At 34.8% G+C, this 12,071-nt stretch carries 14 protein-coding genes; 8 read left to right on the forward strand and 6 right to left on the reverse strand.

Annotation, left to right across the window (positions count from 1 at the left end; all coding sequences use genetic code 11):
• The 5 genes from OEW78_RS08140 to OEW78_RS08160 form a co-directional block, all read right to left on the reverse strand.
• Window positions 1–1,044, reverse strand: a 1,044-nt coding sequence (locus OEW78_RS08140; RefSeq protein ID WP_366523054.1) for a DM13 domain-containing protein, incomplete at its 3' end; no start/stop codon positions are given.
• A 221-nt stretch (window positions 1,045–1,265) separates the two neighbouring features.
• Entirely contained in the window at window positions 1,266–2,027 is a 762-nt protein-coding gene (locus OEW78_RS08145; RefSeq protein WP_300326758.1) for a hypothetical protein, read from the reverse strand.
• Window positions 2,028–2,048: 21 nt separating this feature from the next.
• Window positions 2,049–2,231 carry a hypothetical protein gene (locus OEW78_RS08150; protein ID WP_300326761.1) on the reverse strand — a complete coding sequence of 61 codons (183 nt, stop codon included), beginning with the start codon at window positions 2,229–2,231 and terminating at the stop codon, window positions 2,049–2,051.
• Between the two features lie 77 nt (window positions 2,232–2,308).
• Window positions 2,309–2,500 carry a hypothetical protein gene (locus tag OEW78_RS08155; RefSeq protein WP_300326764.1) on the reverse strand — a complete coding sequence of 64 codons (192 nt, stop codon included), beginning with the start codon at window positions 2,498–2,500 and terminating at the stop codon, window positions 2,309–2,311.
• Window positions 2,501–2,568: 68 nt separating this feature from the next.
• A complete protein-coding gene (locus OEW78_RS08160) occupies window positions 2,569–3,414 on the reverse strand; it encodes a trans-sialidase (RefSeq protein WP_300326767.1) in 846 nt (281 codons plus the stop codon).
• 96 nt (window positions 3,415–3,510) lie between these two features.
• Between OEW78_RS08160 and OEW78_RS08165 the strand changes: the two genes are divergently transcribed.
• The gene (locus tag OEW78_RS08165) at window positions 3,511–3,885 is read left to right on the forward strand and encodes a hypothetical protein (RefSeq protein WP_014964742.1); all 375 of its coding nucleotides are present in this window, start codon (window positions 3,511–3,513) and stop codon (window positions 3,883–3,885) included.
• 41 nt (window positions 3,886–3,926) lie between these two features.
• Window positions 3,927–5,369 (forward strand): menaquinone biosynthesis decarboxylase, encoded by a 1,443-nt coding sequence (locus OEW78_RS08170; protein WP_300326771.1) that lies wholly within the window; start codon window positions 3,927–3,929, stop codon window positions 5,367–5,369.
• Here the strand turns inward: OEW78_RS08170 and mqnC are convergent.
• Window positions 5,364–6,482 (reverse strand): cyclic dehypoxanthinyl futalosine synthase, encoded by a 1,119-nt coding sequence (mqnC, locus tag OEW78_RS08175; RefSeq protein ID WP_300326776.1) that lies wholly within the window; start codon window positions 6,480–6,482, stop codon window positions 5,364–5,366. The two genes, OEW78_RS08170 and mqnC, sit on opposite strands and share 6 nt — an antisense overlap.
• Before the next feature lie 155 nt (window positions 6,483–6,637).
• Between mqnC and OEW78_RS08180 the strand changes: the two genes are divergently transcribed.
• The 6 genes from OEW78_RS08180 to aroA all read left to right on the forward strand — a co-directional run.
• The gene (locus OEW78_RS08180; protein WP_300326779.1) at window positions 6,638–7,420 is read left to right on the forward strand and encodes a 2-amino-3,7-dideoxy-D-threo-hept-6-ulosonate synthase; all 783 of its coding nucleotides are present in this window, start codon (window positions 6,638–6,640) and stop codon (window positions 7,418–7,420) included.
• Window positions 7,413–8,471: a 3-dehydroquinate synthase II gene (locus OEW78_RS08185; protein ID WP_300326782.1), complete on the forward strand. Its 1,059-nt coding sequence runs from the start codon at window positions 7,413–7,415 to the stop codon at window positions 8,469–8,471. Before OEW78_RS08180 ends, OEW78_RS08185 begins: the two co-directional genes overlap by 8 nt.
• On the forward strand, window positions 8,468–9,139 hold the full coding sequence (gene aroD, locus OEW78_RS08190; protein WP_300326785.1) for a type I 3-dehydroquinate dehydratase: 672 nt from the start codon (window positions 8,468–8,470) through the stop codon (window positions 9,137–9,139). The genes OEW78_RS08185 and aroD overlap by 4 nt, the downstream gene beginning before the upstream one ends.
• Before the next feature lie 50 nt (window positions 9,140–9,189).
• Complete coding sequence (gene aroE / locus OEW78_RS08195) at window positions 9,190–10,011, forward strand: shikimate dehydrogenase (RefSeq protein WP_300326788.1); 822 nt, start codon at window positions 9,190–9,192, stop codon at window positions 10,009–10,011.
• Window positions 10,011–10,871 carry a shikimate kinase gene (locus tag OEW78_RS08200; protein WP_300326790.1) on the forward strand — a complete coding sequence of 287 codons (861 nt, stop codon included), beginning with the start codon at window positions 10,011–10,013 and terminating at the stop codon, window positions 10,869–10,871. The genes aroE and OEW78_RS08200 overlap by 1 nt, the downstream gene beginning before the upstream one ends.
• The coding region (gene aroA / locus OEW78_RS08205; RefSeq protein WP_300326793.1) for a 3-phosphoshikimate 1-carboxyvinyltransferase at window positions 10,855–12,071 on the forward strand (1,217 nt) is incomplete at its 3' end. The genes OEW78_RS08200 and aroA, both read left to right, overlap by 17 nt.

Genomic DNA, 12,071 nt, shown 5'->3' on the forward strand with positions numbered 1-12,071 from the left:
AGGACCAGAAAGGCCCCCAGAACCAGAACTTACAAAGACGTCTACAAAATCACCGCTTGGCGAGTATCGCAGTACTTCGTTGGTGGTAGCACTGCTGATATACACAAAGCCTTTAGAATCAAGTGTCCAGTATCCATTTTTTTTCACATCTCCATTTTTTGTAAGATATAATCTAAGATCTTCCCCTTTTGATACTTCAAACTGTTTAATCGTGAGATCCCCTTCATCTTCCTCATAGTCAATTAGCATAGTTCCTTTTGCATTGTAGTCGTCTACACCTTCAAGAAATCCATACCTATTGTAGATTATCTGTGAACTAATCTTAGGATGATCGATATTCTTAGAATCATCTAGAATATTATTTATGGCATCACGAACATAAAATGGATCTTCAAGCAGTATTTTGGCAAAAGGTTCTTTTTGAATCGCATCAAATATTAACACAGTGTCATACAAATCTAAATCTACATCATCAGGTAGTTTGTAATTCTTACCACCCATCTTTGTTTTCAATTTATCTAAATAAATTTCTGGAGAAAGAATATTTTTTTGAGTCAAATATACATGAAGTTCAGGAATTTTAAAATTTTTGCCAACTCTAGAATCATAACCAATGTCAAAATAATCAAATCTCAGATAATTAGTTTGGTCAATTGTAATGATTTTGGCTTTCCCACTCACTTTGTGATTTCCAAGCCCTTCAAAGAAACCTAATTTTTGTGGAGTCAAATAAGAGCTTAGTTCTGGTAGTTTTCCGCGCATGCATTGTTCAACAACGCCAATTTGTTGAGGAGTCAAATAGGAATTCAACTCATCAGCATTCATTAATCGAATCATTTGTTCATAAGACATATGATGAGATTTTAAAATGAAATCCATTTGTTTGCATGTGGAGGTAACATCAGTAATTGACATGTGGTTAGTACGAAGATCATGAGGTATTTGAAAACCCTCGTATGAGATCAACAAGGATACGGTAAAAAATATAATTGCAAACAAAACAAGTATTGTGGATCTAACAAATATGTCAGATTTACCAATCATGTGATCAGTCAATTAATTAACAATTAAAAGATATTTAAAATAATTATAATAAAGATTTAAAAAACATTAAAAATCTAAACGATAGAATCAAAACAGCACCACAGAAGAATTGTTCAAGAAACTGCCATCTCCAAATATTTTATCAGTTAGCTTTGCAAATGTTTGTAATTTTGCACAGGCAAGAGTTTCATTATGCTTCATTTATTAGTACTATCTGTATTTCAAATTGCTACTTTGAAATTCTCGAATTTTTGTTCTGGTTGATTTTGCTCAAATTCATAATTATTTTTACTGTTAAATTCTGCCTCTGGTGATGTTGATGATTTTAAAAGATCTTTTGACACATTTGTTATTTCATCATATGTTCTTATGATATGTTCTATTGTTGCTGATACATTAGATACGATTCGTTCTGTTTCTCTCATTTTGCTGAAAGCATCTGCTTCTGATTTTGTGAAATCATTTTCAACCGTAACTAGTTTTTTAGATGTGATCTCTTCCATCTTTCTTATTGCATTGAGCTCACCTTGTGCTTTTTCCGTTTCTAATGTAATTCTAATAAGTGAATCTGCTAGTTCCTTCTGAGATTGTTCAAGATATTTTGGATCTAAACCTTGTGTTGCTTCTTTGATTCTTTCTATCACATCTTTTATTTTATTTACTTCTATCACTAAATTTGACGTTTTCTTAGCTACTGCCAATTCACGTTTTTTTGTACGCTCAAGTTCTTGTTGTAATTCTTTCATTTTCTCTCTTTTTTCAGATAAGTTGATTTTCAATTCATCTGTTTCAATTTTTTTATCATATGCAATTTTACGTGCAGCTTGCATCATTTTGATTATTTCATCTGTTCCTTCCTTCATCTTGTTAGCTGCTTTTTTTGCCTCTGCGGATGAATTAATCTGATAAATCGTGTGCTCCGTTTGAATATCTCTAAATATATCTTCTGAACTTAAACCACTTTCTTCATAAAATGAAGTCATCATTCACATGACAAACTACAACTATATTTGTGCTTCTTTGTTATATCTAATACGCCTTTTGATCGAATGGTTGCCTATCTCTTGTATAATGATTGGTTTTCTTGGACGTCCATCTAGTTGTACTATGGATATGCCACGATATCCAATCATACGATAGTATGCCCAGAATGCATGCTTGGCTAAGAGGTGAAATAATTTACGCAAAAGAGAATCACCAAAAAGATTTATTCAAAAAATGTGTAAAAAGAAAGAAAAATTTGTAAAATTTTAATTGTTTTTGATTAATCAGGCTCCCAAAATTGCATGACATACATGCAGTTGTTACAACGCCACAACCTAACATGAATTCCATTCTCAGTATCTGCAGCATAAGTTCCATCATCCATTTTCATAACTGTTGGAAGATAACTAAGTTCAGGATTTTCAAGCCATTCGTTTTGTTGACAGTTAGGACATTCGATTTTTGGAGCCATGTACGATATAGAATATGAACAAAGAAGAATATTACTATTAAAAATAGAAAATAAAAGATGTTTTTGAATTAGAAACCTTTTGGCAAAGTACCTTTTGCAGGCTTTGGTGGTTCTGGAGTTGGAGTTTGTTGTGGTTTTGCTGCAACACCTTCAACGGTCATATTGATTCCACTAAAACTTCCAAATGTCTTATCAGCAGGGTGGTATGCGATTCTTGCCCTTGTTGCATAGTACTGGTTTGATGGTGCGGTGTAACCAGTTACTGTTGCTTTCTGATCATTCCAGTTTCTGGTTGGAACTTTTCCTACAGGAGCAGTTCGTCTGACAAAGTATCTGTTAGGAGCTGGAGAATAACCGGTTACTTTAGCTCTGTAATCATGGAATGATGTCATTGGAGCAGTATAGTATGCATTCTCTAATGCTTCTTGTACAGTTGCTGGAGGTTGTGATTTAGTCTCAGCTGGTTTTGGAACCTCTGCAGGTTTCTCTTCAAATCCTTTGGGTAGTGTACCTTTTGGTTTTGTAGTTGCTGCAGGTCTCTCAGCAGGTTTTGTTTCTGCCGGTTTAACCTCTGCAGGTTTCTCTTCAAATCCTTTGGGTAGTGTACCTTTTGGTTTTGTAGTTGCTGCAGGTCTCTCAGCAGGTTTTGTTTCTGCCGGTTTAACCTCTGCAGGTTTCTCTTCAAATCCTTTGGGTAGTGTACCTTTTGGTTTTGTAGTTGCTGCAGGTCTCTCAGCAGGTTTTGCTGGAGCTGGTTCTGTTTCAGCCGGTTTAACCTCAGCAGGTTTTGTTTCTGCTGGTTTTACTTCAGCTGGTTTTGTTTCTAGCTGAGTAGAAAGTTTGTTTAGCTTTGCTTCTAATTCAGTAATCTTGGATTCAAGATCTACTTTTGTTTGCTTTTTAGCAGCAGCCATATTCTTCAAGGACAATCCGGGGTTTATGTACATTTGGGTTGATTACGAGAACTAATTTTGATCTAGTTTTATATGCTAATTTACATATTTTATGGTATGGATGACTTTGAAAAAGAATTTCCAGATTTTGATTGGAAGAATACTCCAGCATACAAACATCCAGGAGGCAAAGATTGTCCATGTCCAAAGCACGAATACATACGAGAACAGATCAATTTTACAAAACAAGTCAACGAAAAAGGAAAAGAGCCATCAAAAGTTACCCTAAAGTTTTGTCCCGATCATTATAGAGTATACATGGATGAAGTGATTCCGGCAATGCCATTAAAGTATAAAATTTTGACAAAGATTGCATTGAAGCTTGGAGCAATTCAAGTAGAGCAGCTAAAATACATGGAGTCAGAATTATGTTTTTACTGTAAATTTGGTTCTGGCGGACATGACAGAAAAACTGAGCTTCCACCAATGTAGAATCGAGTTAAGCTTATACTTGATCTGACTAGAGAATCAATGTGGGAATAGAAGACATTAGAGGATTCATTGCAGAGTTAGAAAAACAGGGCGAACTAAAAAGAGTCAAGACAGAAGTTGATCCGGATTTAGAAATTGCAGAAATTATGAGACGTAAAATGTACTCAGATGGACCAGCAATTCTTTTTGAAAACGTAAAAGGATACGACATGCCAATTTTAGGAAATGCGTTTGGCTCCATAAAAAGATTGGAGATAGGATTGGAAATGACAGACTTTACAGAAATTGGTCAGCGTATTGCAGATATGACAAAGATGGATGTTCCATCAGGATTACTAAACAAAATCAAAAAACTTCCAGAGCTTACAAAAATGACTGCATCATTTCCTAAACAAGAAACAAGTGGACCAGTAACTGAGATTACATCAACAGATGCATCGTTTGATGACATACCAATTCTAAAATCATGGCCTAATGATGCAGGACGATTCATAACTTTAGGATTAGTAGCTACAAAACATCCTGAAACTGGAGTTAGAAATTTGGGAGTGTACAGAATGCAAATAGTGGATAAAACTCATGCATTAATGCATTGGCAGAAACACAAAAGAGGCGCACATCATAGTGATATTTCAAAAGATAAAGGAGAAAAGATTCCTACTGCAATAATCATAGGAGGAGAACCTGCAACAATATTTTCATCTATTGCACCTGTTCCAGAAGGATTAGACAAATATCTATTTGCAGGAATTACAAGAAAAGAAGGAATCAAAACTGTAAAATGTAAAACAATTGATTTGGATGTTCCAGCTAATGCAGAAATTGTTTTAGAAGGATATGTGGATCCTGCAGACATTAGAGATGAAGGTCCATTTGGAGATCATACAGGATACTACACACCAGTTGAACCATATCCAACATTCACATTAACAGGCATTATGAGAAGAAAAGATCCAATCTATGTTACAACAGTAGTAGGAAAACCAATTCTTGAAGATGCATACATTGGAAAAGTAATCGAGCGTTCATTTTTACCACTAATCCAAATGTTCCACCCAGAGGTCGTAGACTTTAGTATGCCAGCTGCAGGGTGGTTTCAGGGATTTGCAATAATATCAATTAAGAAAAGATATCCAGGTCAAGCAAAAAAAGTAATGATGGGACTATGGGGGATGGGACAGTTATCATTAACCAAGATGTTTGTTGTTGTAGACGAGGACATCAACGTCCACGATATCAATGATGTGATATGGGCAGTCACCACACGAGCAGATGCCGCAAGAGACACAGTAATCATTAACAACACACCAACAGATACTTTAGATCCAGCATCACCTCTTGTTAATTTGGGTTCTAAAATGGGAATTGACGCAACTCAAAAAACAAGAGAAGAGGGATATCAAAGAGAAATCCAACAACAAGTCAAAGTTGATGAAGATACAAAGAATCTTGTAGATTCTAAATGGTCCAGTTATGGACTATAATATAGAAAGGGGATTGTAAAAATTATCTCGCTCTTCTACCTGATATCCAATCTGGTGAATAGTATCTATGATTATTTTATCTGTAAGTTCAGTAGAGCGGGCTCCAGTACAAGAGACAACCTCCTCCCCAATCAGAGTACCTCCAAAATCATCAGCGCCATATTGCAATGCAAGCTGTGCCATGCCAACGCCATTAGTTAACCAAGAGGATTGGATGTGAGGAATTAACCCACCAAACACGAGTCTAGAAATTGCAATCATTTTCAAAAGTTGAATTCCACCAGTACCATATTCAACAATTCCTTCTTCGTGCATCAAAGTATTATTTGGTTCAAAATTCCATGGGATAAAGGCCATGAAACCTTTGGTTTTTTCTTGTAATTTTACAAGTTTGGAGAAATGTTCAACAATATCATTATTGTTTTCTACATGACCATACATCATTGTAGCAGAAGATGGAATTCCAATAGCATGTGCTTCATCCATTATTCTTATCCAAGCAGCGCTAGAAATTTTCTTTGGACTGATAATTTCTTTAACTGAATCAGTTAGGATTTCAGCTCCTGCTCCAGGCATTGATTGTAGACCAGCATCTTTTAGCCTAGACAAGATTTCTTTTGTTGATGATTTTTCAACTCTTGCAATCATATCAATTTCAGATGTAGATAATCCATGAACTCCAACATGTGGGAATTTTTTCCGAATCATTCTAAATGCATCCTCATAATATTCAATCTTAAGATTAGGATTGTGCCCCCCTTGAATCAAAACTTGACGGATCTTAAACATTTCATATGCAGCTTTTACCCTAGCTTCAATTTCATCAAGTGTTAATGTGTAAGAGTCCTCAGCTCCGGGAGATCTGTAAAATGCACAAAACTTGCAATCGGTGATGCATACATTAGTATAATTTAGAATTATATTATTTACAAAAGAAGCTTTTTTGCCAAACTGTTTTCTTGTCAAATGCCCTGAAACAAGACCCATTAAATGAACATCATCAGATTCCAATAATCTCAAGCAATCTTCAGAGTCAGGTCTTTTTCCATTAAGAGAGTTTTCCAAAATATCTTTGATATCACTTTTTTGTATTTGTTCAGTAGTCTGACTCAAGTGATCTTCATCCCCTAGAATTTCTATTTAATCCTTGATAGGAATAACAAACAAAAATGTTTAAACGAAAATGGTGATTTGCACGCAACTATTGAGAAAAATAAGTTCAAAGATTCACGTTATTTTTAAGTAGGGCACAAAAAACAGATCAAATCATGGTATCAGGAAATCAAATTAGACTAAATCGAATTCTCAGGAAAGGAAAAATGCTATGCATTCCGATGGATCATGGAATTTCAAATGGACCAATTGAAGGTCTTGAAAACCCAGCAAATACAATTTACAAATGTGAGGGTCATGGACTTACAAGCGTAATTATCAACAAAGGAATCATCAAATCATTACCAAAACCAACCAAAGTGGGAATTTTAGTTCATTTTTCAAGCAGCACTTCATTATCATTATCACCTAATCGCAAAATGCTTACTGGAACTGTAAAAGAAGCAGTTGCAATGGGAGCAGACGGAGTTTCATTACACATCAACATAGGAGGTAAAGAAGAACCAGAGATGTTAGAACAGCTCGGAATGACTGCCGATCAATGCCACAAGTGGGGAATGCCACTTTTAGCAATGATGTACCCTAGAGGAGAAAACATCAAAAACCCACATGAACCAGAAATTGTAGCACATGTTGCAAGAATTGGAGCAGAGTGCGGTGCAGATATTGTTAAAACATTATACACAGGAGACATTGATTCATTTTCAAAAATCGTAAAGAGTACACCAGTTCCAATTGTAATTGCAGGGGGACCTAAAGCAAAAACGGATTTAGACATTCTTCAAATGACTGAAGATGCTATGGCTGCAGGAGCTAAAGGGGTTACATATGGCAGAAACATCTTTGCACATAAAACACCTGAAAAAATAGTAGAAGCACTAGCTGAAATAATTTTCAAAAAAGGAACCGCAAAGGAAGCAATGAAAAAAATTGAGTAAGACAAGAGAATTAATTATTTCACCCAAAGTATCGCAGATGCAATTAGCTAAATTTTTGCCTCAGTTAGAAGAAGAGGGAATCAAAATGGTATACATGAATCCTAAAAAACTAGGTAAGAAAAAGACAAAACTTCAAACAGTATTTCCATCAAGTGCAGCAGATTATGTAGTATTAGATAAAGAAGGAACAAAACCAAAGGGCAAAAAAATTGGTAGAAAATTCCAGATATTATCAAACTCAGATATTGAAAACATCCTCAACATTGCCAAGAAAGGATTAGATTTTGTCATTGTGGAAGTCAAAGATTGGAAAATTATCCCATTAGAAAACATAATTGCAAAGTTACACAAGATACACACCAAAATCTTTGCAATAGCAAGAACTCCAGAAGAAGTCAGAAAAATGTTTTCAATTTTAGAGGTAGGAGTAGATGGAGTTATCTTCAGCACTTCATCAATTAACGAAGTCAGAGAGGTCATGATATACTTGGGTACAAAGAGTTTTGATATGAAACCGGCTAAAATCATAGAAATCAAAGAAGTAGGAGACGGAGAACGAGTGTGCGTAGATACAGCATCGATACTCCATAAAGGAGAAGGGATGTTGATTGGAAGTAGATCTAATTTCCTATTTCTAGTACATAACGAATCAGTGGGTTCATCATTTACATCACCAAGACCATTTAGAGTAAATGCAGGCGCAGTTCATTGCTATACATTATCACCAGATGGAACTACAAACTATCTTTCAGAAGTAGAAACAGGTTCTGAAGTGTTAATTCTTAATTCAAAAGGAAAAGCAAGAAGAGCAACTGTGGGAAGATCAAAGATTGAAAGAAGACCAATGTTGATGATCAAAGCTACTGCAGGAGGAGAAATAGGTGGAATCATAGCACAGGATGCAGAAACAATTCGCTTTGTAAAATCAAATGGACAATTGGTTTCAGTAACCCATCTCAAAAAAGGAGATACAGTCATGGTCCATTCTAAACCAGCAACAGGCAGACATTTCGGAATGGAAGTTTCAGATGAATATATTTTAGAAAAATGAAATACAAAACTTGTGTATCAGTTGCAGAGAACACACCAATTAAAACAAAAAAAATATTGAAAATTGCACTTTCAAAATCAGATTTTGCAGAAGTGAGATTTGATTTTTTGAAGAAAGAGCAAATTCCAAAAACATTGGAGATCATTAAAAAAGAATTAGACAGAACAGTTTGTACATTAAGACCAAAAACAGAAGGAGGTAAATTCTCAGGAAATGAAAAAGAAAGAATTTCAATTCTAAAACTAATTGCAGAATACAATCCATTCCTGTTAGATGTAGAATTTAACACGTTGAAGAGAAATGAAGATTTGGTGAGATATCTAAAATCAACAAAAACAAAATTGCTTGTTTCATGGCATGACTTTAAAAAAACACCAAATTCATCAGAGTTGAAAAAGAAAGCCAATCAAATGAGTAAATTTTCATCAAATGTGAAAATTGTGTGCACTGCAAAATCAACAGATGATTCTACTAGAATGTTGGAATTGTATAACAAGAAAGGGAAAACCAATCTTATTTCTTTTGCGATGGGAGATTATGGCAGAATTTCAAGGATTTTGTGCCTGTATTTAGGCAGTCCCTATACTTACGTGTCACTAGGAAAAGCAGTTGCACCAGGACAATTTAGTATAGATGAAGTTAAAAAAATCACAAATTTAAAAAAATAATAGATCAGTAGTTGAGAGTTTAAATCAATCGTATTACTTTGAAAAATTATATGAGTAAATCATTTGCAGTTATCGGAGACCCTATTGATCACTCATTATCTCCAAATATTCACAGTGCAGCATTTAGAGAATTGAATTTAGATTCATCATACATTGCATATAGAATTCCAAAGGGAGAATTAGCAGACGGTATAGAAGGATTAAAAAAAATCAAAATAGACGGATTCAACATTACCATTCCACATAAAATAGAGATGATGAAATATCTAGACAAGATAGATGAATCATGTAGTTTGATTGGCGCAGTAAACACAGTATCAAACAAAGACGGAGTTCTAAAAGGATACAATACAGACATGGATGGATTTTTAGAGCCATTTAAGAAAAAAGAATTAAACATAAAAGATGCCAAAGTTCTTCTTCTTGGTGCAGGAGGAGCTGCTAGAGCAATAGTTGCAGGGTTTGCAAAAGAAAAAGCAAAACGCATGACCATTGCAAACAGAACATTAGAAAAAGCAAAAGAACTTTCAGGATTTGCAAAAACCATAGGTCTAGACGCAAACGCAATAAAGATCGAAGATGTGAAAAACACTGCAAAAGATTACGACATTATTGTTAACGCAACATCCATAGGATTGAAAAACGAACCCAGTCCGATTTCTTTAGAAGGGATTAATGAAAAAACAATCGTGTATGATATTGTGTATATACCTATGAATACAGACTTTCTCAAAAAAGCAAAAGAAAAAAAAGCAATCGTAATTTATGGTTATGAAATGCTTTTAGGTCAAGCAGTTAGAGCTTTTAAGATTTGGCACGGTATAGAAGCACCTTATAATGCCATGAAGAAAGCACTGTTAGGAGGATTTTGATGGCAAAAGTACATTCTGTCGTTCATGGAGCAGTCTCAGTGGTAAATGCAATTGCAAACCAGAAAGGGGCAACACTAGGAATAGAATTGAAAGTAGAAGCAATCGTAGAGACTAGTCCAGGTAAAGGGATAGTAATAGAATCAGAGAACAAGACAATCAGTTCTAGATTAATCAATAAAACAGTCGAAAAAATAGTTTCAAAAAAAGATTTAGAACAAAACAAGATATCAATTATTCTAAATTCAGAAATACCTACAGGTTATGGATTGAAAAGCTCCAGTGCAATTTCTTCAGCAGTGGCCATGGCATGTGCAAAAATATTCAAACCTAAACTTACTGATCAACAAATTTTATTGGCAGGTGTGGATGCCTCAATTGAATCCAAAGTCAGCATCACAGGAGCATATGATGATGCATGTTCTTGTTATTATGGGGGATTTAATGTAACAGATAACGCAAAGAAGAAAAGAATCCAATTTGAAAAAGCACCATCAAATCTAATTGCAGTAATTTTCATTCCAAAGAACAGAAAAAGAGGAAATCTAAAGAAATTGAAAATTCTCTCATCTTTATTTGACAATGCATGGGAGTTGTCTAGAAAAACAAACTATTGGGATGCAATGATACTCAATGGATTGGCTACCGCATCAATTTTAAATTCAGAACCAAAAATAATTACAGATTTAATTGAAAAAGGAGCACTGGGAGCATCAGTATCAGGTAATGGACCATCAGTAGCTGCAGTTACAAAAAAAGAAAATGAGGCGGCAATTAAGAAAGTATTTTCAGCATTAGAGGGACACATAATTGTTTCAAAAATCAACAACAAAAAGGCAGAAGTTCATGAAGTGCAGAGTTGAAAAATCGAAAATTTCAGGGGAAATAACATGTCCTCCAAACAAGAGCTATTCACACAGAGCAATTTTTCTTGCATCACTTGCCGGAAAAAATAGTACTGTAGAAAATGTGTTATTTTCGGCAGACACAAATGCAACAATTGAAACATGTAAAAAATTTGGTGCAGAAATAGAGATTAAAAATTCATCAATAATTGTCAAAAACCCTATCAAAATAGGCACAAAAGTGCCTGAAATCAATACAGAAAACTCAGGAACCACTATGAGAATAGCATCAGGAATTGCCAGTTTATTTTCTGAGGAAATTACACTGACGGGGGATGCTAGCTTGCAAAAAAGACCAATGCAGTCTCTCTTAGATGCACTAACAAGTATTGGGGCAGAATGCAGTTCAACAGATGGAAAACCACCAATCAAAATCAAAGGAAAGATCACAGGAGGAGAAGTTAAAATTCCAGGAAACTTTTCGAGCCAATTTATTTCATCATTATTAATTTGTGCACCATTAACTGAAAATGGAATCAGTTTAACAATTGAAGGGAATTTAGTATCAAAACCATATCTTGATGCAACCATATCTACAATGAGAAAATTTGGAGTCACAGTTCAGACACTAATCCCATACAAACGATACAATATTTCGCCTCAAATCTATAAAGAATGCACATTCACAATTCCAATTGATTTTTCCAGTCTGGCATTGTTACTTTCTGCAAATGTATTAAGTGGAGAAAACATCACCATAAAAGGCAGCATAGGAAACCTACCACAAGGTGATGAAATATTTTTAGATATTTTAGAGCAACTAGGAGTTCAAGTCACAGTAGAAGATGAACAGATTAAAATTAAAACGCCTGAAAAATTAAACGGGGGGAAATTTGATTTGAGCAATTCTCCAGATCTTCTTCCGCCACTTGCAATATTAGCACTAAAGTCATCAAACTCCATTGAAATTTTTAATGTAAAACATGCAAGATTAAAAGAAACAGACAGAATTGCAATTATATCAAGAGAACTGGTAAAGATTGGAATCGAAATTCAAGAAAAAGAAGACGGATTAATCTTAAAGGCATCTGAAAAAATTAGGGGTGCTGATTTGAATTCAGAAGAAGATCACAGATTGTTCATGGCTTTTTGCATTGCAGGAATGTATGTTGGAAATTGTACTGTGACTGATCCAGAATCAGTTAAAGTGTCATATCC

This window comes from Candidatus Nitrosopumilus sp. (assembly GCF_029882185.1).
GTDB lineage: Archaea > Thermoproteota > Nitrososphaeria > Nitrososphaerales > Nitrosopumilaceae > Nitrosopumilus.